Source organism: Desulfurivibrio modestus (assembly GCF_044068625.1).
In the GTDB taxonomy this organism is placed as follows: Bacteria; Desulfobacterota; Desulfobulbia; order Desulfobulbales; family Desulfurivibrionaceae; genus Desulfurivibrio.
Genome location: NZ_JBIPKH010000002.1, coordinates 113,652 through 135,362, shown reverse-complemented (window position 1 = coordinate 135,362; position 21,711 = coordinate 113,652). Strand labels below are relative to the sequence as shown.

Below are 21,711 nucleotides of genomic sequence, written 5' to 3'. Positions count from 1 at the left end.
ATCTCCCCGGCGCCTGTCAGGCCGGAGTTACCACCAGGTGCGACATGATGTAATCGCGCCGGGCGGGGGTGTTTTTGCCCATGTAGAACTCCAGCACCTTGGGCACTTCGCTCAAAGTATCGATATCCACCTGCTTCAGGCGCATTTCCGGGCCAATAAACTGTTTGAACTCTTTGGGTGAGATCTCCCCCAGCCCCTTGAAGCGGGTAACCTCCACCGGGCGCCGCACCTTGCCCCGGCCGGCCAGTTTCTTCTCCGCCTCGCTCCGCTCCCGATCGCTGTAGCAGTAGATGGTCTCCTCTTTATTGCGTACCCGGTAGATGGGAGTTTCCAGGATATGGATATGACCCCGCTTGACCATGGACTCGAAATAGTGGAGGAAGAAGGTCAACAACAGGTTGCGGATATGGAGCCCGTCAACATCGGCGTCGGTGGCGATGATGATCTTGTCGAAGCGCAGCCGGCCGATGGATTCTTCCACGTCCAGGGCCCGCATGATGCTGTACATCTCGTCGTTTTTATAGAGCAGGGCCATGGGCTGGCCGTAAACGTTGAGCGGCTTGCCCTTCAGGGAAAAAACCGCCTGGGTCATGGGATCGCGGGAGCTGACGATGGAACCGGAGGCGGATTGGCCTTCGGTCAGGAAGATCATATTGCCCCGGCCTTCGGGGGAGGGCTTGCCGGGGGCGGGATGATATTTGCAATCCTTGAGCTGGGGAATCTTGAGCGCCACCTTGCGGGCCTTGGCCTTGGCCTCCTTGCGGACATGCTGCAACTCCTTCCTGATCCGGGCGCTCTGCTGGATCTTATCGATGACAATTTCGGCCAGGTCGGTGTGCTTATAGAGAAAAGCACTCACCGCCTCCCGCACCGCGTTGACGATCTCGCCGCGGATATCGGCATTGCCCAGTTTGTTCTTGGTCTGGGACTCGAAGATCGGCTCCCGCACCTTGACCGCCACCGCTCCCACCACCCCTTCGCGGACATCCTCGCCGTCGAACTTCTTACCGGCAAATTCGTTGACCCCCTTGAGCAGACCTTCACGGAAAGCGGAGAGGTGGGTGCCCCCCTCATTGGTGTACGTTCCGTTAACAAAGGAGAAGTAGCTCTCACCATAGCCTTCGGTATGGCAGAAGGCGAACTCGATGGTCTTGTCCCGGTGGTGGATCGGCTCGTAAAGCTGGGTGCCGCTGGTTTCCACCTCCAGCAGATCCAGCAGGCCGTTTTCGGAATGAAAGGTTTCGCCGTCGAAATGAAGTTTAAGACCGGCGTTGAGGTAGGAATAGCGTTTGAGCCGCTTACGGATAAACTCGCGGTTGAAGCTGTAATCGGGAAACATCTCGGGGGCGGGGTGAAAGGTCACCAGGGTACCGTTGCGCTCTCCACTCCGCCCTTTCTCCTCCCGGGCCAGGACCCCATTCTCAAACTCCGCCCGGGCAAACTCGCCATCCCGAAACGAGGTCACCATAAAGTAGCGCGACAGGGCGTTGACCGCCTTGGTCCCCACCCCGTTCAAACCCACCGAAAACTGGAAGGCGTCGGTGTTGTACTTGGCCCCGGTGTTAATCACCGACACGCACTCCACCAGCTTGCCCAGGGGAATCCCCCGCCCGTAATCCCTTACGGTCACCGTACCATCGGCGGCCAGGTTGATCTCGATCTCCCGGCCGGCCCCCATGATAAACTCATCCACCCCGTTGTCGATCACCTCCTTGAGCAGGATGTAGATCCCGTCATCGGGGTGACTGCCGTTACCCAGGCGGCCGATATACATCCCCGGCCGCATCCGGATATGCTCCAGCGAACTTAAGGTTTTGATTTTACTTTCATCGTAAACGATGGAAGAAGAGGTCATGGCAAGCAACCAAACGGCACAGAGTTATCGGCAAAACGCCGACCAAGGACGGATTTCGACTGCCCTGTATATCTCGCTTGGCCAAACGGCGCAACGACAATTTGGTCCAAAGCCGATTGACAGGGCCACCGGCGGCAGACTACACTTCGGCTCCCTTTGGCCCCAGCGGCCCATCATCAACCAGCGGAGAACCATCGTGACCGAATCACTGAACAGCACCCTTGGTACCGAAAATGTCATCTGGAATCTGGCCGACCTGTACCCCGCCCTCGACGACCCCGCCCTGGCCGCCGATCTGAAGAACCACGAGGCCGAGGCCCAAGAGATCCGGGCCGGGTTTGCCGGACGCCTGGCCGAGCTTGACGCCGCCACCCTCCTCGAGCTGGTAAGCCGTCTGGAAAAGCTGGAAGCCGGAGCGGGCCGGATCTCAACCTTTGCCTTTCTCAATTTCGCCGCCAACACCAAGAACGCCGAGGCCTCCGCCTTTATGCAGAAGGTTCGGGAGGCGGGCAGCCGGATCGGCAAGGAAACGGTTTTCTTCGAACTGGAATGGAACCGGGTGCCCCAGGAACGGGCGGAGCGGCTGCTCGACGAGCCGCTGCTGGCTCCCTATCGCCACTACCTGGCCGGCCTGCGCCGCTACGCCCCCCACCTGCTCAGCGACGCCGAAGAGACCCTGCTGATCGAAAAGGCCCCGGCGGGGCGGGGCAGTTGGACCACCCTTTTCGACAAGGTAATGGGCCACCTCAAGTTCGGGCCCACCGGGCGCAGTGAAGAGGAGGTATTAAGCGACCTCTATCTGCCGGATCGGGAGCAGCGCCGTCAGGCCGCCGCCGAACTGACCGCCGGCCTTAACAGCCAGCTCCACGTGTTGACCCACACCTTCAACACCCTGCTGGCCGACAAGATGATCGACGACCGCCTGCGCCGCTATCCCGACTGGCTCAGTTCGATGAATCTCCACAACGAACTTCAGGATCGGACCGTGGTCACCCTGGTCGAGGCGGTTACCAGTCGTTACGATATTCCCCAGCGCTACTACCGGCTCAAGCGCCGTCTGCTGGGGCTGGAGCAACTGACCGATTACGACCGCTACGCCCCTCTGCCCCACCTGCCCACCACCACCGTGCCCTGGGAGCAGTGCCGCCAGATGGTACTCGATTCCTTTGCGCAATTTTCCCCCGAGATGGCCGCCATCGGGGAAAAATTCTTCAGCCGGGGCTGGATCCACGCCCCCCTGCTGGAGGGTAAACGGGGCGGAGCTTTTGCCCACCCGGCGGTGCCGGAGGTCCACCCCTACATCATGGTCAACTACACCGGCAACCTCCGCGATATCTCCACGGTGGCCCACGAACTGGGCCATGGGGTTCACCAGTATCTAGCCGCCTCCCAGGGCTACTACAACTCCTCCACCCCCCTGGTCCTGGCGGAAACCGCCTCAGTGTTCGCCGAACTGCTGCTGTTCAACAGCCAGCTGGAGCTGCTGCGGGGGGCCGAAGCCCGGCGCGCCTTTATCTGCCAGAAACTGGAATCGATCTTCGCCACCGTTTTTCGCCAGGTGGCGATGAATCGCTTCGAGGATCGCGTCCACCGGGCTCGGCGAGAGCAAGGGGAGCTGAGCGCCGAGGAGATCGCCAGCCACTGGCGCGCCACCCAGCAGGCGATGTTTGCCGACAGCGTCGCCTTAAGCGATGACTACATGACCTGGTGGTCCTATATCCCCCACTTCCTCAGCACCCCCGGCTATGTTTACTCCTACGCCTTCGGAGAGCTGCTGGTTTTGGCCCTCTACCGGCTCTATCAGCAGGACCGGGAGGTTTTTGTGCCCAAATATCTGGAACTGCTGCGGGCCGGGGGAGGAGCTTCGCCCTACCGGCTGGTCGAACCCTTCGGGGTGGATCTGGATGACCCTCGGTTCTGGGAAGGTGGCCTGGAGGTGATCGACGAAATGCTGGCGGGGGTGGAGCGGGATTTTGCGGCCTGATCTTCAGCCGGAACTTATTCGGCAAAAAGCAACAGGACGTTATCCTTTTCCCGCTCGATGAACTGGCGGATATTGGCCATAATGATGTTCAGTTTTTTCTCATCGAGATCAAAGCCGTTGGCCGCCAGAAACCGGAGCAACTTGGCATCGGTCAGGAGACTCAAATCGGTGGGCCGCTCCTCTTTGAGACTGGAGTAACCAGCGATTTTAGCTAAAAGATTGGCCAAATAGATGACAATCGATCCTTCGGTGTAGGTCTGATCGTGCCACGGGGCGTGGTGATAGAAGACGTGGCGGATCACCCGGTCGGGGAATTTCCAGCGCTGTAACAGTTTGGCCGCCACCTGATAGTGGGTCACGCCGATGATCTCTTTTTCGGCCACGCTGAAGGGCACTTGGTGCTTGATGACGTAGGCCAGAATCTCGGCAAATTCGTCGTGAAAATAGTAATCCAGGACGATTTTACCCACATCGTGGATCAGGCCGGAGAGAAAGATGCTCTCATCTGGCAGCTTGCTGTACGCAGCCAGATATTTGGCCACCTGACTGGTGACAATGGCATGCTGCCAGAAGTAGCGCCGGTCAAAGTTCGCGCTCTCCTTGTCCCGGAAGAAATTATAGACCGAAAAGGAGGTCAGAATGTTGCAGACCTCATCGCCCCCCAGAATGGCCATGGCATGCTCGATGGTGCTGACCCCGCTTATGGTGGCGTAGAATGAGGAGTTGGCCACTTTCAGAATCTTGACCGCCAGGGCGGGATCCTGTTCGATCAGCCTGGCCACCTTGCCGTAGTCGGCCATCTCCGAGTTGAGAAGATCCATGATCCGTTGAGCGACCACCGGCAGGGTGGGAATTTCCATGATCCGCTCATTGATCAGGTCCAGCTTGCGCATTGGCATGGGTTATGACGCCTTGTTTTGAGATTTGTTGCGTTGGAGAAAACCCCGCAGATCAAGCTGGTACTCCTGGCCCAATCTGCCCTCCCCTCCCTCCTGCCCCCGGTTACCGCCCGGCCCCAAAGGATTGGCGTCGGGGGCCATGGTTCCCCGGACCCGGCTCAGTTCCTGGGAGAAAGCGAGAATACTGTCAGTCAGCCGCTCCACAATGGGCAGCAGCGCCTGCACCGTGTCAAGGGAGGTGGTGGAGCTGCCGTTTTTGGGTACGGTGGCACTGGCCCCCACCGCCACCGGCTTGACCGTGGCCCCCACTGGCACCACGGAATCCTCCCGGCCGGCCGGCTCTTGCGACCGAGCCTCGGGAGCGGCAACGCCGACGGTCGGAGCCTGGGCCGGCGCGCTCCCCTTCTTGCTTCCCGGCAGATCGAGCAGGGTATGGAAGTACTGAAAACAGCGGTTCCAGAAGGTGGTCATATCGACAACATCTTCCGGCACGCCATCCTCTTCGGTCAACCGACGGGCCAGCGAGCGAATGCAGTTGGCCGCGTTTGACCGGGGGTAGAGGGTCATAAACGGCTTCTGCTCGCGCAGGGCCTTGTTGATCACCTCATCCTGGTAAAGCAGGCCCAAGGGCTCCAGCTTGATACCAAGGTATTTATCAGCCGTCATCCGGAATTTTTTAAAAACCTCCTTGGCCGAGGCCAGATCGGGGCAACGGTTTACCACCACCCTGATCCGGCCCTGATAACCGTTTTTCACCAGAACCTTGAGCAGAGAGTAGGCATCGGTGAGTGAGGTCGGCTCACTGGTCACCACCAGCAGCAGCTCGGAGGCGGCCAGGCAGAAAGCCGCCACGTTGCGGGAGATTCCGGCGGAGGTATCGAAAATATAGAAGTCATATTTGCCGGCGTTGGCAAAGGTTTTGACCAGGGTATCGAGGTTCTTGCCGTCCAGGTTGGCAATCTCCTCCACCCCGCTGCTGCCGGGAATGATATCGATGCCCGATGACTCCCGAATAATGATGTCGTGGAGGGAGCGGTCGCCCCTGATCACATCGCCGATGTCATATTCGGGGTGGATGCCCAGGAGAATATTGATGTTGGCGGTGCCCAGATCGGCGTCAAACAGGCAGGTACGGTGGCCCAGTTCAGCCAGGTGGATGGCCAGATTGACCGCCAGGTTGGTCTTGCCGACGCCCCCTTTGCCACTGGTTATCGCGATGGTCCTGCTCATCATCTTTCCCCTGACGGACTGCCTGTCATCTCGATTTAAAGAAGTCGGTTTTATTGATGGAGCGGAGCGGCGGAAATCTGCACATCGTCATCTCCGCCCCGGATATGGAAGAGGATCCGGCGGCACTGGCTGGAGCTCCTGATCTCGGCGTAATTTTCGGCAATGAACCGGCCGAAAAGGTCGCGATCCAAGTCGAGCTCCAGATTGGCCATGGCGGCCAGGGCCTGATACTCCTCAAACATCTGGTCGATGAGGACCCCCTCCCCCGCCGGGTCGGTGATGGTGAACCCCCGGGGAGCTTTTGCTCCTTGCTCAACCCCGCTCGTCAGCCCCTCCCCCGCCATGATCTGTTTCCGGCGGCGATACATCTGAATCATCTCATGGGGGACTACCCGCAAGATTTCGGAAAGGGTGGTGTCGCCGAGCTTGAGCAGGCCGTCGTCGATCAGGGTCTTGGCCCCGTTCTTCACCGCCTCCAGTTTCAGCTCATCCACACTTGCCCCTTTGGCCAAGGTTTTAAAATCACCGGGGACAAACAGTTCGGAGATCAGGGTCCGGCCGCCAAAACCGGTAAAACCGCAATCATCACAACCCGCCCCCTTGAAAAAACTGAGATGGGCTGGGTACTCCTCAAACAGCATCCCCCACTCATCCTTTTCCGGCACGTGGGGGGTGATACAGGTGGGGCAGATCCGGCGCACCAACCGCTGGGCCAGCACGCAGCTGAGGCTGGCTGAAATCTGGGCCCGATCGATCCCCAGATCCTCCAGCCGCCCCACCGTGCTGATGGCATCGTTGGTGTGGAGGGTGCTGAGTACCAGATGCCCGGTCTGGGCGGCGTCGAATCCGATATGGGCGGTCTCGTTGTCGCGGATCTCGCCCACCAGGATCACATCGGGATCAAGGCGGAGAAAAGAGCGCAACAGCTTGACAAAGGTAAGCCCGATCTTCTGGTTGACCTGGGTTTGCATAATGCCGGGAAAGCTGTACTCAATGGGGTCTTCGGCGGTGATGATTTTGAGGGTGGGCTCGTAAATATACTGGAGAGCGCCATAGAGGGTGGAGGATTTGCCACTGCCGGTGGGGCCGGTCACCAGGACCATGCCGGCGGCGCTTTTCAGGAAGACCCGAAAGAGCTCGAGAACATGGGGGGAGTGGTTCAGTTTTTCCAGGCCCACATTGGCCTTGCGGGAGTCAAGAATCCGGATGGTGATATTCTCCCCCGAGATGGCCGGACAGGTGGCGACCCGGAAATCGAGATCGCACTTCTGCCCCTTGGGACGATCGTAATAGTTGATCCGAAAAACCCCATCCTGGGGTACCCTTTTTTCGGAAATATCCAGGTTGGACATCACCTTGATCCGGGAGACGATGGAGGCGGGCTTTTCGTTGATCTTCTTGCGCAGCCAGCTGGTCGGCACCTCCCGCAGCACCCCGTCGATCCGGTAGCGCAGCTTCGCCCCTCGGCGATCCTGCTCGAAATGGATATCGCTGGCCCCGTGGCTGATGCCATATTTGATGATATAGTTGACCAGCTCTTCGGTCTCGATATCCTGAACCCCGTAATCGACGGCATTGCCGGGGCCTTCTTCGATTCCCTCCGAGAGTTCGATCTGCATGAAGTCGGTCTGGTCACCCGCCTCCTCCGCCGCCGCCACCTCGCCGCTGGCCTCCTCCTCATGGGTCTTGAGGCCGCTTAACTTCCGGCTGTAAAGAATCTCAAACAGTTCACCATACTTGGCTTCACTGATGAAGATGCAGGCGATGTCGAATTGGCCGTAAAGCCTTTTCAGCTCCCGCACCATGCTGATCTTGTCGGGGCTGAGGATGGCGACGGTCAGCTTTTTCCCGATCAATGAAATCGGCAGGATCAGGTTCTTCTCGGCGTATTTCTGGCCGATGATCCCCACCAGGGTGCGCTTATCCTTCTCGCTGTAGACAAACCCGTCGAGGGATTTGAAGGGGACGCTGACCTGTTTGGACATCGCCTCCTGGATCTGAGAGCGGGTGACATGCTTGTTGCGGACCAGCAGGTCTCCCAGCAGATCGGTGCCATACTGCTGCTCCTGCAAGGCTTTGGTCAGCTTGTCGTTGTCAAGATAGCCCAGATTGACCAGGATCTCCCCGAGTTTGGACTGCTTGCCGTACTTATTGAGTACCCGGTCCAGCTCAAGGGGGTTGATCAAACCGAGATCACAGCAGATCTCCCCCACACTCCGGTAGGCCTTCTGGGTTCTCAGGGCGAGCTCGACATCGTGGTGGGGGACCAGGTTCAGCCTGACAGTCAGATCGCCCAGTTTTTCGGCGCAGGCGTGATCGCGGAACAGCTCGATCAGGGCCTCGGCATCGAGAAAACCCTCCTCCAGCATGGTCTGGCCGATATGTTTGTCGGGGGTTTTTTTCTGCAGGCAGTGGTTGAGCTGCTCCTGGGTGAGATACCTTCTTTCAACCGCCAGGGCGCCAAGATGTTTACGCAGATTGGGGTGATCGAGAATCCGGTCAAGATCCTGCTGATTGAGCTTGCCCTGCCTGACTAGAATTTGACCCAAAGGGAGGCCGGAGAGATTTTTCTCCTCCTCCTGGATGGCGAGAACCTTCCTGATATCATCCCGACCGACCAGGCGCTCCCGGACCAAAAGTTCGCCCAAGGGGATTTCCCTTGGGGATTGGCCCGGCTCAACCGGATCGCTGGCTGCCTTTTCCACCTGCAACACCCTGGTTACCTCTCCTCGATTGGATTTTACTTACAAGAAATATTGGCAATATTACCTGGAATAGTCAAGGGATATGTGAGGGATCAGCTTCCACCTTGCCAAGGTTAACCGTTCTGTGCTAGAAGATAGCTGTCATCTTTGTCAAACCGCCAGCAGGGAGAGAGCATGGCCCCGGAAATCGGTTCCCACCAAGCACCGGCTTCTCCTCAACTGACCCAGGCCCTGGTGGGCCGCGGCTCGACCCGGACCAACGGCGAACTGAGCCGCAGTGGCCGCCAGGTCCGTCAGGCCGAGAGCCAGCGCCAGGATGCCGAGGAGCAGGTTCGCCAGGCCCAACGCAACAAGCAGCAGGCCATCGAGCGCCTGCGCCAGGCCAGGGCCGACGAGCAGAAGGCCGAGCAGCAGTTGCGCGAGGCCAGGTCCCGACGGCTGCAGGCGGTGGGCGGCAACCTCACCTCCCTACGAGGAACCGTGGTCAATATCCTGATCTGATCACCAAGATCCAATGAAACAAATGCTGGCCCGCGGGCGCCGGGCCCTGAACCGTCTGCCCCTGGCCACCAAAATCCATCTGGCCATGGGCAGCCTGCTGCTGGCCACCGGTATCGCGACCACTTTACTGGCCACAGCCATCGCCGGTAACGCCCTGACGGAAGAGACCAGGGGTCGGGCCGAGTCCCTGACCGTAAGTCTGGCCGCCCGGGCCATCGAGCCGCTCCTGACCTTTAACCTGCCGGGCCTCAACCAGCTGATCGACGAAACCGTCAATTCCGGACCCGACATTATTTACGCCTTCGTCCTCGATTCCCGGGGCCAGGTCTTGGCCCACTCCTTCCCGGGTAATGGTTTTCCCCGGGCCCTGCTGACCGTCCACCCGCAACCGGCCGCCCCCTCCCTCCCCAACCACGGCCCGGCCAGCAAACTGCTGGATACCGGTTCGGGGCTGATCCACGACTTTGCCGTGCCGGTGGTCCTGGGCAACAATTGGCTGGGCACGGCCCGGGTGGGACTGACCCGGGCCTCAATCCAGGCCGCCCGCCGGGAGCTGGCCCTGGCCATCATCATGGCCGTGGGTCTGGTGGCCCTGCTGGCGGTGGGGCTGGGTTCCCTCTTCGCCCGGACCATCACCCGACGGCTCGCCCGATTACGGGCGGCGGCGGCGGAGATCATGGAGGGCAATCTTGAACCGCCGTTGCCCACCCCCCGGCAAGGGGGAGACGAGATCGAGGATCTGGCCACCGCCTTCGATTTCATGACCCTGGCCCTGCGCGACCGCCTCCGGCAACTGCATAACACCCAACATGACCTGACCCACCAGCAGCAACTGCTGCAGACCATCTTCGACGTAACCCCGGACCTGGTCGCTCTTCAGGATCTAAACGGCAACTACCAAGCGATCAACCAGGCCTTCCGCCGCTACATGGATGACAGGCCCAACCCGGACCAAACATTGGTGACCGCTGCGGCGGCTACCACCCCAAAGGGCGTCATCGACCCGGTCGAAGACCGCAAGGTGTTGAGCCTCGGCACCACGATCTCCAGGGAGGTGATGGAGGCGCATCCGACGAACCGCCGCTGGTTCCATGTGATCAAGGTTCCGGTCCGGGACCAGGAAGGCGGCATCGTCGGTCTGCTGATGACCGCCCGTGACATCTCAGAGCTGAAAAATTACCAGGACCAGCTCATTCAGTCGCAAAAGATGGAGGATTTGGGACGACTGGCCGGAGGGGTGGCCCACGAGATCAACACTCCCCTGGGGATTATCCTGGGTTACACCCAAATGCTGCTGGAGGACCTGCCCGCCGACTCCCAGTCGCGGGAGGATATGCTGGTCATCGAGAAACAGACCCGGATCTGCCAGCAGATCGTCACCGGGCTGTTAGGTTTCTCCCGCCAGGGAGCCAACATCACGCAAAGCATGGACCTCAATGAGTCCGTCGATGAGGTGGTCTCCCTGACCAGAACCATTTTCAGCAAGGAGGGGGTAGTCATCGAAACCGAGTTCGACCCTACCCTCCCCCCCATTCCGGGCGATCGGGAGAAGCTTAAATCGGTGTGGCTTAACCTGCTCAACAACGCCTTGGCCGCCATCGGCCAAAACGGCGGCATCCTGATCAGCTCCCGGCTCTGCGCCAAGGATAAGCGGGTGGTTATGGCCATGGTCGACACCGGCTCCGGGATCAGCCGGGAAAATCTCGCAAAGGTCTTCACCCCCTTCTTTACCACCAAGGCGGCGGGGAAAGGTACCGGCCTGGGGCTCTCCATCGCCTTCGGGGTGATCCGGGATCATCGGGGGCGGATCACGGCCCACTCTCCACCCCCGGCAGAGTACCTGGAGTGGGTGCGGAAGCATGGCCACCCGGGCCCCGGCACGGCGATCATCGTCGAGCTGCCCCTGGCCGGCGACGATTCCTCCTTGGAAGGGGCTGGGGCCGTCCCGGAGCGGATCGTCGCCGGTGGCTGAAAGCCCGGCCGAGCTACAGCTCAACCAGACTGACAAACTTCAGGGCATGGCTGGTGCATTTGGTCACGCAGGCCGGCTTGAACCCCGCGTCCACCCGATCCAGACAGTAGTCGCACTTCACCACCTTGCCGGTTTCGGGATTAGCCTGGGGAATCGCCCAGGGACAGGCCCCGATACAGGCCATACAGCCAATACATTTTTCCTGTTCGACGAAAACGATGCCGTCGTCCCGCTTCTGCATGGCGCCGGTGGGGCAAACCGGCACGCAATAGGGGTCTTCGCAGTGGTAACAGGAGCGGAAGCGATACTCGGTTTTGGGAATCCCCCCCACCATCTTCAGCGGTTCATGGCTGATCTCGCAGAGGATGGGACCCACCGGCAGCCGTTTGTTGGTTTTACAGTGAATTTCGCAGCCGTGGCAACCGATACAGCGTTTGGAGTTGAGATAGAGCATGTATTTGTTCATAGTTCCACCATTCGCTTCGGGTTTTTGGCACTGCGGGTGACGGTGACGAAACATTCGCAGAGGTTAAGACCACCACCGGCCGGATCCATGTCCTGGAGCAGTCCCTTCATCAGCTTCTGATCAGCCAGTCCGGCATGATAGGCCCGGGTCTGCAACGGTACCTGGCGGCCGAAGCCGTGGACGGTATAAACCGCTTCCGGATGGATGAAATCGGTGACATGGGCCTTGATGGTGCCGGTCACCCCCGCCGATTCGTTGGTCACCTCCACCAGATCCCCATCGGCAATACCCAGCTTGTTGGCCTTGCGCCGGTTGATCCACATGGTGTTCTCCGGCATCAGTTCATGGAGCAGGGGGTTGTTGATGGTGTGGCTGTGGGCGTGGATCGGGGAGCGGCCGAAAACCAAACGGAACTGGCCCTTGGGGGGCTTGTGGGGACTCTCATAGGGTTTGAGTGACTCCAGGCCGGCCTCGGAGAGCTTGGCGCAAACCATCTCGATCTTACCCGAGGGGGTTTTGAATTTGCCTTCCAACTGGTCACGGTCGTACATCACCGGTTTGTCGGCCAGGGAAACAAACCCCTTGGCCTGGAAATCGGCCGGGGTAAAGCCGGTGGGCGCCAGCTGCCACTTCCAGACCTCCTCCATGCTGTTGCCGGGAAAATGGTGACCGAACCCCAGCCGATCGGCCAACTGTTTGAGGATGGTATAGAGGTCCTTGGTGTCGTGGCGAGGATCCAGGGCTTTCCGCCGCATGATAAAGCGGGGCTTGGGACCCTTCTGGGTGGCGATGATGCTGTCCCGCTCCAGATAGGTTGACTCGGGCAGGATCACGTCGGAATACCACCCGAACTCGCTGTAGTGGGTATCCAGGGAAACCAGCAGGTCCAGATTGTCCAGGGCCTCCTTCTGGGCCTGGGGATCGGGGAAGCAGGTGAAGGGGTCGTGGCGCACGCAGATCAGCCCCTTGATCGGATAAGGTTTGCCGCTGCGCATGGTTTCGTAGAAAAGATGGAAAAGCCCCGGCCCTTTGTCGAAATGGGGATATTTCCACCCCACCCCGTCGGCCCGCTGGGCCGTGGGCTTCACCACCTCGTCCCCGATGGCCCGCAACCCCTTGACCCCGCAGTCGGAGGGACCCTTGGCAAAAATCTGCCCCCCCTCCACCTCGATATTGCCCATCAGCACATTGAGAATTTGGAGGGCCCGGCTGGCGTGGAAGGAATCGCGATAACGGGAGAGCATCCAGCCGGGATGGAAAACCACCCGCGGCCTTTGCGACCCGATCTCGGTGACAAACTCCTTGATCCACGCGACCTTGACCCCGCACTCGTTGGCGGCCCATTCGGCGCTGTAGGGGGTGATGAATTCGACAAGGCGGTCAAAATCGGCCACGTACCGGTCGATAAACTCCTGATCCTGGACCCCCTGGCGCAGAACTTCATGGATCATTCCCAGGGCCAGGGCATAATCGGTGCCCGGCCGCACCTGGAAAAACCGGCTGGCTTTAAGTCCGGTCTGGGTCTGACGAACATCGACATAGGTCAATTTGCCGCCGGCATCAAGCATGTCCAGCACCTGGTTGACCTCCGCCACCCGCAACGAGGCCAGAATGTTACGGCCAAACAGGACCAGATGTTTGCTTTTTTTAATGTCATAGACAAAACCTTTGCGCCCCAGCCCGTAGAGCGAGAGGCTGGCATGGTGGACATTCCGGCCGCAGGCACTGTCATGATTACTGAAGTTGGGTGAGCCAAAAGCGTGGCAGAAGGTCTTGATAATCTCGACAAAGGGACCGCCCCGACAGCTCATCAGCAGGCTTTCCGGCCCATATTGCTGGGAAATTTTCTGCAGCTTTTCGGCCACGTAATCCAGGGCCGCGTACCAGCTTACCTGCTCCCAGCGCCCGGCCCCCCGCCCGCTTTTGCGGATCATCGGCTGCAGCGGTCGCTCCTCATCCTTAAGCAGTGCGGTGCCGGCCGAACCTTTGGCACACAACGCCCCTTCCAGTAGATGGGGGTTGCCCTCGATCCAGCTCACCTCGTCTCCCTCGGTCTCCACCCGGATGGGACAGCGAACGGTGCACATCCCGCACATGGTCCATACCGATCTGTTTGCCATCTGTCTGGTTCCTCCTTTTGAGTAAAAAACCAGGCCGCGGGGAAAAAACCCCGGGCCGCGCCCTTGCCTTCAGCCGTGCCGCTTCCCCACCCCTCAAGCAAGAACGGTGCCACCGACCACTCCAGAAGTGCCCTTGAAGTTCAATTTCTGCTGTCGTAATTTCAGTTAGTTAAACCAAAAGGAGCGGTCTGCCCCCGGTGGGGCCCCAACCGCCGAGCCATGGCCGCAACTTTTTTGTTGCACTGCAACCAAAAGTGGGCGTAACCGGCAGCCCAGCCTCAAGAATGATCGGCGGGCGGGCTTTTCTCGGGTGGAGCGGCCGCTTTGCCAAGGCTCTCCCAGGGGATCATCTCCTCCTCTCCCTGCTCCAGGCCGATCCGGGGATCCCGATTGAAGAAATAGATATGGGGCTTGAGCCGGCCCCAGATAACCCGGCTCAAGATATAGATGTTGACCGGCACGGCGGCAAAACCCAGGGTATCACCCACAATCGGCAGGGGGAAAAGCAGCTCAAACTCCACCTGGGAAAACCTGAGCGACATCCAGGCCAGGGCAAAGGGCACCGGCCAGAGATAGGCCGCGCCATGGGTGATCATATTGAAAAAGTATTTACCAAAGGCCTCATTGGCCTGCTTGTTACAGGTGCGATAGTTCTCCTTGTCCTTGAGCGCTATCGCCCTGATTGAAAGATTGTGCATCTTCACCGCTTCCGCCCTGATCCGGTTCATGTGGGAACGATTGGCCAGGGCCGCCAGCCGGAAGGTGAGTTCACCGAGCAGGATGCACCACACGCAGAGAATAAAGGTGCCGAAGTAGAAGCCCACGATGGGGGTTTCAAAAAACCGGAACGGGGCGATCAGCAGAGCGTCGAGGTAAGCGTAGAGCTGCCTGAAAAGATTCATGGGTCCGACCTATCCCCTTTGCTGGCTGTTCACGGTTTAATCCGCCGGGCGGGAGAGCAGGTAAAAAAAAGTTTGGACAAATTTACCGGAGACTACATCCAGCAGCGGAAAGGTCACCGGCTCACGGCTGGATAATTCACCGACCAGAGCCAGGAACAATCCGGCGGAGAGCTCGGCGGCCCGCAGGCGACAGGCCGCCTCCAAGCTCTGCCCCTCTTCCCCGTCGGCCAGATCAAAAAAGCGGCAGGTCAGGGGGCGGGATGGGGCCACCAGGCAACGGCCGGCCTGGCTCAGGGGACAAAGGGGCGGCCTATCGGCGTAGAGCCGGGCAAACCCGGCGGCCTGGTTGGCCGAGCCGCCGCCCAGCTCACGCCCGCGGCGATAAATCTCGCCGCAGCGGGTGATGGCCGCCCGACGTTCTTCACGGTGCAGCTTACGGTTGAGGTGGTGGGTCAGATAGGCGGCCTCGATCAGGGAAACCTCCACGTAGCTGCTGCAACAAGCGGCATGTTCGGTGCCGCAGCGCTCCGTTACCCCCTGGCGGTCAAGGAAGATATCAATCCGGCTCAACAGCGCTTCATGATCGGCGAAGAAGGGGGCCAGGTCCACCAGGCTCTTCCACTCCAGGGCCGGCTCCCGGATGGTCAACCGCCCCTCTTTCTTGCCGATCTTGCGCACCAGCCACCACTGGTAGAAATTGGCCGGTCGTGAGCGCATCTTCTTTATTTTTTGCTTTACCAACTTGCTGCCCAACCCCCGCCGCAACAGATAGGCGGAGATCACCGTGCCGGTACGGCCAATGCCGTAACGACAGTGTACATAAACCCTTTTGCCCAGGTAGATAGCCTCGTCCAGCCAGTCCAGGGCCTCCTCCAGGGCCTGCAACTGGGGGGTCTCCTCATCCTCGATGGGCAGGTAATAGACCTCGAACCCCTGGCCGGCCTGGATATCGTGCAGGTCGCAATATTCGGCGCAAAGGTTCATGATGGCGTCGATTCCCCCCGCCTTTAAACCATCCAGGTGATCGTAGGACATGGGCGCCGGCCCGGTGGCCAGATGGTCGGTGATCCAGTAAATGGGATAAGGGTTACCGCTCATGGAGTGGTCCATTTTTTTACCAGTTGGTCGGCCATCCGAAGGGCGTCATCCTGGTTTTGCAAAGCCATGTCCAGCAGGGGGGTCCGCCCCAGGAGGTAGCCCAGAATCCGCAGGCGGAGCTGGGTGGCCTGCTGGTCCCGGCGCATGCATTTGGCTTCCAGCATATCACCCCGCACCTGCACCTGAAAACCAAAATGGAGCAGCACCCTGGCGATCATGGCCAGCCGCCAGCCTTTTTTTTCCGGACTGCCTCCCCCACCCTTGAAGCGAAACTGAATATGATTTTCCTCGGGCCGCCGGCCGGAGAGGGCGTCAACCACGGCTAAATGGTAGCCGAACCGCAGCAGGAGGTGGGCATAATTTCTGGCCACCAGGGCGTAACTGGCCAGCTGGGAAGATTTAAGGCTGAAAATGCCGCCACTGAGCTGATCGAAACGCTCCCAATCCAGATGGAGCAGCCCCTTGGCCCAATTGATCTCCCCATCGGTCAGCCCGGCCCACACCGCCCGCATGGGGGCGCTTTGCAGTTGCTCGGGGGTTACACTCCGGGCGGCCTTAGCGGCGGCGGCCAGGCCATCACCCAGATCCAGAACCTGCATCACGATGGGAATATCGGTCTCCAGAGTTTTGGCCCGGCGCCACCGGTTTCCCCCCTCCTCCGCCAGGGCAAACATCTCCCGGGTTCCCATTTCATGGACAAAACGAACCAGATCATGGAAGCTCCGGCAGTTAGCCGGGACGAAATCCGCCCCCTGGGGATCGGTCAAATTAAGGGGGCTAATCAATTCCATTATGGGCGCCAGGCGGCGCTGGAAGGGGCTGGGGGGTCTGGTCTGTTGCCGCTCCTGCCAGCGCAGCAACTCCTCCACCTCCCCCTCGTAAACCACGCCCCGATAGGCATCCACGGTGACCGTCCGGCCCGGCGTGAGAGTATTGACCAGTCCCCCCAGGCCCACCACCACCGGCAACCCGAACTCCCTTGCCACCGAAGCAAAATGGCTGGCTTTGCTGCCGTGCTCGGCCAGCACGGCCTGGACCTTTTGGGCCAGTTGCACCAGGGCGGGGGGAATACCGGGAGTCACCAGCACCGCGCCGACGGGAACCTGATCCAACTCCGCCTCGCCGCTGATCCGATAGACGGGACCGGCGGCAATCCCCACGCTGGCCGGGGTGCCCACCTCCAGCAGGACACCGATATGCTTGGCCGGCGGCGGCGTGGCCGGATGCTCCTCCCCGGGCAAAGTTTGTCCCGCCGCCGACCGGCTCCCGCCGATGGCCCGGGACTGGAGAACAATCAGCCCGCCGGCCTGGTCCTGGGCCCACTCCACATCCTGGGGCGTGCCGAGCAGGGCCTCCAGCTCCAAACCCCACTTGGCCAGGGTGGTGGCGGAATCATCGGCCAGGCAAAGCCTGTCGCTCTCCGCCCCCCGGGCAGCCGTGTTCCCGCCACCATTGCTCCCCGGAGCCGGCTGCCGGGCCAGGAACTGTTGGGGGTCCTGTCGGGAAACCAGCAGGATATCCGGCACGGTGCTGCCGTCCACCAGCCGGCTCCCCAGGCCGGGTACGGCGGTGATCACCAGGCAAGCCCCCCGGCAGAGATCCAGGGGGTCCAGGGTATACATCACCCCGCTGACCCTGGGGTCGAGCATGGGCAGAAGCAGCACCGCCATGGCGGTCTGCCCATCCTCCAGGCCGCTGTGCAGCCGGTAGGTCAAGGCCCGGGGAGAGTATTTGCTGGCCAGCACGGTTTTGTAAGCGGTGAAGATATCCCGCGGCGCGACCTTGAGAACGCTGGCATATTGACCGGCAAAGGAGATCTCACCATCCTCGGCCATGGCGCTGCTGCGTACCGCCCAGGTCGCCACCGGGCTCTGCCTGGTTATCCGGTCGATGGCCTCGCCGATGGCCACCCTGATCTGCTCCGGCACCCGACCGGCCATGATCATCTCCCGCAAAACGGCGGCCACCCTGGTGAGGTGTTGGGGCCGCCCCAGGCTGAGGCTCCGTAATTGACGGGCAATGGCCGGCCGCAAGCCGTTCTCTTCCAGGAAGGCGTGGAAAGCACTGGTGGTCACCACCAGGCCCGGCTGGACGGGGATTCGGGTTTCATGAGCAATCCGGGCCAGGGTGGCGGCCTTGCCCCCCAACAGCTCGGGATGAGCCCAGGCCTCTTCCAACAACAGGGTAAAGGGAGGAGCCGCGTCCCCCTCCGGAGACGGCAACAGGTGGCGGAGTTGCGCCAGGATCCGGGCATGGCTGCCGGTCAGCTGGTCATATACCTCGGGCCGCATCTTTTGCAGGCAGTCAACCAGTCGGGCCAGGGCGGTGGCCAGGGCCTCCACCAGCAGCGTGACCCGCGACCAGTCGGCGGGAATCGGGCGCTGCTCCATCTCCTCCAGCATGGTGATCAGCTTCAGGCAGCTGCGATCCGCCCGCAGCAGGCGCTGAAACAGTTCAAACCGCCGCCGCACCACCTTGTCCGGGGTAAATGTCCGTTGGGCCCAAGAGTTGATTCTAGCCCAAAATGTGGCGGAACTGGCCCTATCGGTCATTGGTCACCGTCACGCTTGACCATCCTTGGCCAGGATCTGGCCGGTCTTCTCCTCCAGCTCGTCGATATCGATGGGCTTGATGCAGTATTCATCGGCCCCGAGCTCAAGGGAGAGTTTGGCGGTTTCCAGGGTGGGATAACCGGTGAGCATCATCACCCGGACTCCGGGATTGATCTTCTTGATCTCCTCCAGCACCTCCACTCCGCTCATCTTCTTGAGCTTGATATCCAGAATGGCCAACTGGGGAGGAGTTGCCCGCACGTGGGCCAGGGCCGGCTCCTCGTCGCTGTAGACATGCACCTGATGTCCTTTGCGGCTCAGGATCCGCCGAATCATCACGCCCACGTCCGGGACATCGTCCAGAACCAGAATTTCCGCCATCTTGCCTCCTTGCGCCGCCCCGGAATCCCGAAGCCCGGGACCAAGGCACGTTACCCTTTCTTGGGAATTTCGATACATTCATCATCGGGCAGGGTTTCACCCTCCAGGGGCAACTCCACAAAAAATACTGTGCCCGGCCCGGGTTCATGCTCACAATCTCCGGTAAAATCCAGGTATTCACTGGGAACTGGGCTGAGTACGGTGATCCGGCCCCCATGATCCTTGATGATCCCGAAGGTCACCGAAAGTCCCAGCCCGGTACCCTTATCCACCGCCTTGGTGGTAAAAAAAGGTTCGAAAATTTTATCGAGATCTTCCTCGGCAACGCCGGTCCCGGTATCCGCCACCGAAACCACCAGCCGGCGGCGATGGGGGCAGAGCTTGGTCTTCACCGCGATACAGCCGTCGGTGCCGATGGCGTCGGCCGCGTTGTTGAGCAGATTCATCCAGACCTGGCGCAGCCGCTCCCGGTCCCCGAAGATGGGGGGAATCTGTTCATCCAGGTTGGCCAGGATAACAATCCGGTTCTGGCGGAAAATCTGCTCCACCAGATCCACCACCTCCCGGATGGAGCGGTTGATATCCAGCTTTTCCCGGGCCTGATCGGTCCCCCGGGAAAAACTGAGCAGATCGGCAACAATTTTCCGACAGGCCTGGGTCTGTTTTTCAATGATCGCCACATCCTGGGCCACCGGCTCATCGGGCGGAATATCCTTGAGCAGCAGTTGGGCATAGCCCAGAATAATACTCAGCGGGGTGTTGATCTCATGGGCCACCCCGCCGGCCAGCCGGCCCAGATCCTCCATCTTCTGCGAATGGATCAGCTTTTCCTGGTACTGCTTAACCACGGTGATATCCCGGGCGGTGGAGAGCAGGCCGATGATTCGCTGATTCTCGATCACCGGCACCTTGACCACGTGGTGCCACTTCTTGCCTTCCCCCCCCCTGGTCATGATCTCCTTGGAGAGGGGGGTTTTGGTCAGGAGAATCTGACGGTCCTCATGGAAATTGCGGTCGGCCTGTTCCGGGCCCAGAATATCAAAGTCGGTAAGACCCACGATCTCATCCTCCTCCCGGCCCAGGTGACGGCAAAAAGCCTTGTTGACCGCCAGATAGACCAGCTTCTCATCCTGGAGGGCGACCAGATCGGGGGTGACATCGAGGATGGTTTTCAACAGTTGCTTCTGCCTGCTCAATCTTTTTTCAGAGCGGGAAAGTTCGTCGATATGGTTCTTCAGGCTCCAGGCCATGTAGTCGAACGACTCGGCCAGACTTTGGATCTCATCCCCAACGTTACGCCGATACACCAGACAATTCAGGCAGTTGACGACCTTGTCGGGAAATTCGCCGGTTCCACAGCCTGGACAGAGGGTGCCGGCCACGTACCAACAGCGCCGTTGCCGGTCGCCGTAAGCCGGGCAGTTCTCCTGGCGGCAATCCATGATCTCCCAGCAGTTGCGGTCCAGGGAACTGCTGACCCGCACATCCAGGTCGCCCTTGACCACGTTGCCCACCGAGGTTCGCAGGGCATTAATTCGCTTGGTCACGGTGCGGGCAAACAGACCGCCGCCGATCAGGGCCAGCAAAGTTGCCCCCAGGGTCATGGTGACGCTGATCTTCATCAGCCGATCCAGGGAGGCCTTTACCGAGCTGTAGGAGAGCGCTACCCGCACTGTGCCCAGGCGGGTTTCCCCCAGCATAACCGGGGCGGCAAAATCATAGAGCCGCTCATCGCCGGTATCGAGAAACCGGACCGCGTAGGGTTGATCATCCGCCACCGGGTTGACCTTGAGCAGGGCCACCGGGAATCCCGCCCGGAAACTGTGGGCCAGGACCTGGCCATCCCGGTCCAGAAAAAAAGCATAGGAGATATCCGCCTCTTCGCCGAGCTGGGTGATCTCGGTGGCCAGCACCGTGAGGCGCAAAAAGTTCATCGCCAGAATCGATTCCGTCGACCGGGCGGAAAGATTGATCGCCAGAATCTGGCCCCGTTTGATGGTTTCATCCAGAACGGTACGGGAACTGATGGCATAACTCATGGCGCCCAGCAACAGCCCGAAACAGATAATGATCAGGGCCAGCCCCAGGCTGATTTTAGCCTGGAAGGAGAGATGGGTGAGAAAACGCCATATGATCCGCATCAATTAGCCATCAACCTCACTGGAGTCCGGTCCGGTGCACCAGGTCGCGCACCGGTTGAAAATCCTCGGGGGAGGCGGAGACTATCCTGTCCATGGCCGCCTGTTCCAGGATCAGCCGATGGTCGGGGTTCCCGCGATCCAGGGCCAGCATGGCCTGCTTGATCTGCTCCACCACCTCTTCCGCCAACCCCGGGCGGGCGGCATAACTCCAGCCGGGATAACGCGGGGTGCGGGCCAGCACCCTGATCTGGGCAAGATCGATCTTGTCCGCCAGCAGCTCCAAAGCCCCCTCACGTACCGTGCCCACGTCGTAGTGGCCGAAATAGACCCCCAGGATCACGCTCTCCTGTTTGCCGCCTGGCCCCGGAGCGAAGGCGATTTCGGCGAAATCTCCAGGGGTGAGGCCGTGATCGATGAAGTGCACCAACCCGAACAGGTAGCCGCCGGCGGAAAACTGATCCACCGCAATCCAGCGCTTGCCCCGGCAATCTTCCAGGCTGGCGATTTCGGTATTATCCCGCCGGCTGATGATCAGCCCGCCGAAGGTGGCCTCCCCGGTCAATTCGATGATCTTGGCAAACACTCCGGCCCCGTGACGCTCGACGGCCAGGGCGTGCACAAAGGGGTTGGCGTAGGAGATATCGATCTTGCCCTGGGCGAGCATCTGCATATGTTCTTGAAAATTTTCCGGAAAAACCTGCCGGACATTCAGGCCGGTGGTGGCGGCCAGATACTTTGTCAGCGCCTGATGCCGCTCAAATGATGCCGTGTGCGAATACTGGGGTAGATAGGCATAAGTGATCACCGGTTGTCGCGCTTCCGGGCTGATCTCCTCCCGCACGCTGAGATCCACCTTCAAAGGCGCGGGGCGATCCTCGCAACCGGGTAAAGCCAGCAGCAGGACA

15 protein-coding genes are annotated in these 21,711 nt (G+C 60.3%); 3 read left to right on the top strand and 12 right to left on the bottom strand.

Going from position 1 to position 21,711, the window contains the following annotated elements; genetic code table 11:
* Positions 1–16 precede the first annotated feature (16 nt).
* On the bottom strand, positions 17–1,855 hold the full coding sequence (locus ACHHRT_RS02245; RefSeq protein ID WP_395497255.1) for a DNA topoisomerase IV subunit B: 1,839 nt from the start codon (positions 1,853–1,855) through the stop codon (positions 17–19).
* Between the two features lie 196 nt (positions 1,856–2,051).
* Between ACHHRT_RS02245 and ACHHRT_RS02240 the strand changes: the two genes are divergently transcribed.
* The gene (locus ACHHRT_RS02240; protein ID WP_395497253.1) at positions 2,052–3,839 is read left to right on the top strand and encodes a M3 family oligoendopeptidase; all 1,788 of its coding nucleotides are present in this window, start codon (positions 2,052–2,054) and stop codon (positions 3,837–3,839) included.
* A 14-nt stretch (positions 3,840–3,853) separates the two neighbouring features.
* On the opposite strand, the gene ACHHRT_RS02235 is transcribed toward ACHHRT_RS02240, so the two are convergent.
* Genes ACHHRT_RS02235 through ACHHRT_RS02225 form a run of 3 tightly spaced genes read right to left on the bottom strand, consistent with a single transcriptional unit; the run spans position 3,854 to position 8,673 of the window.
* Positions 3,854–4,738, bottom strand: coding sequence for an HDOD domain-containing protein (locus tag ACHHRT_RS02235; RefSeq protein ID WP_395497251.1), 885 nt, complete (start codon positions 4,736–4,738; stop codon positions 3,854–3,856).
* Between the two features lie 3 nt (positions 4,739–4,741).
* Positions 4,742–5,968, bottom strand: a complete 1,227-nt coding sequence (locus ACHHRT_RS02230) for a MinD/ParA family protein (protein WP_395497249.1) — start codon at positions 5,966–5,968, stop codon at positions 4,742–4,744.
* A 50-nt stretch (positions 5,969–6,018) separates the two neighbouring features.
* On the bottom strand, positions 6,019–8,673 hold the full coding sequence (locus ACHHRT_RS02225; RefSeq protein WP_395497247.1) for a type II/IV secretion system protein: 2,655 nt from the start codon (positions 8,671–8,673) through the stop codon (positions 6,019–6,021).
* A 174-nt stretch (positions 8,674–8,847) separates the two neighbouring features.
* On the opposite strand from ACHHRT_RS02225, the gene ACHHRT_RS02220 reads away from it, so the two are divergent.
* Together ACHHRT_RS02220 and ACHHRT_RS02215 are read left to right on the top strand one after the other, a co-directional pair.
* Positions 8,848–9,174, top strand: a complete 327-nt coding sequence (locus ACHHRT_RS02220; protein ID WP_395497245.1) for a hypothetical protein — start codon at positions 8,848–8,850, stop codon at positions 9,172–9,174.
* 13 nt (positions 9,175–9,187) lie between these two features.
* Positions 9,188–11,146, top strand: coding sequence for an ATP-binding protein (locus ACHHRT_RS02215; protein WP_395497243.1), 1,959 nt, complete (start codon positions 9,188–9,190; stop codon positions 11,144–11,146).
* A 13-nt stretch (positions 11,147–11,159) separates the two neighbouring features.
* Here ACHHRT_RS02215 and ACHHRT_RS02210 read toward each other — a convergent pair whose 3' ends face one another.
* The 8 genes from ACHHRT_RS02210 to ACHHRT_RS02175 all read right to left on the bottom strand — a co-directional run bounded on the left by ACHHRT_RS02210 (position 11,160) and on the right by ACHHRT_RS02175 (position 21,659).
* Positions 11,160–11,612, bottom strand: a complete 453-nt coding sequence (locus ACHHRT_RS02210; RefSeq protein ID WP_395497241.1) for a 4Fe-4S dicluster domain-containing protein — start codon at positions 11,610–11,612, stop codon at positions 11,160–11,162.
* Entirely contained in the window at positions 11,609–13,732 is a 2,124-nt protein-coding gene (locus ACHHRT_RS02205) for a molybdopterin-containing oxidoreductase family protein (RefSeq protein WP_395497239.1), read from the bottom strand. The genes ACHHRT_RS02210 and ACHHRT_RS02205 overlap by 4 nt, the downstream gene beginning before the upstream one ends.
* A 278-nt stretch (positions 13,733–14,010) precedes the next feature.
* Positions 14,011–14,634, bottom strand: coding sequence for a hypothetical protein (locus ACHHRT_RS02200; protein ID WP_395497237.1), 624 nt, complete (start codon positions 14,632–14,634; stop codon positions 14,011–14,013).
* Between the two features lie 36 nt (positions 14,635–14,670).
* The gene (locus ACHHRT_RS02195) at positions 14,671–15,732 is read right to left on the bottom strand and encodes a protein-tyrosine phosphatase family protein (RefSeq protein WP_395497235.1); all 1,062 of its coding nucleotides are present in this window, start codon (positions 15,730–15,732) and stop codon (positions 14,671–14,673) included.
* Positions 15,729–18,203 (bottom strand): PEP/pyruvate-binding domain-containing protein, encoded by a 2,475-nt coding sequence (locus ACHHRT_RS02190; protein WP_395497233.1) that lies wholly within the window; start codon positions 18,201–18,203, stop codon positions 15,729–15,731. The genes ACHHRT_RS02195 and ACHHRT_RS02190 overlap by 4 nt, the downstream gene beginning before the upstream one ends.
* 90 nt (positions 18,204–18,293) lie before the next feature.
* Positions 18,294–18,665, bottom strand: a complete 372-nt coding sequence (locus tag ACHHRT_RS02185; protein ID WP_395497231.1) for a response regulator — start codon at positions 18,663–18,665, stop codon at positions 18,294–18,296.
* A 50-nt stretch (positions 18,666–18,715) separates the two neighbouring features.
* On the bottom strand, positions 18,716–20,806 hold the full coding sequence (locus tag ACHHRT_RS02180) for an ATP-binding protein (RefSeq protein ID WP_395497229.1): 2,091 nt from the start codon (positions 20,804–20,806) through the stop codon (positions 18,716–18,718).
* A 16-nt stretch (positions 20,807–20,822) separates the two neighbouring features.
* The gene (locus tag ACHHRT_RS02175; protein WP_395497228.1) at positions 20,823–21,659 is read right to left on the bottom strand and encodes a phosphate/phosphite/phosphonate ABC transporter substrate-binding protein; all 837 of its coding nucleotides are present in this window, start codon (positions 21,657–21,659) and stop codon (positions 20,823–20,825) included.
* Positions 21,660–21,711: the final 52 nt, after the last annotated feature.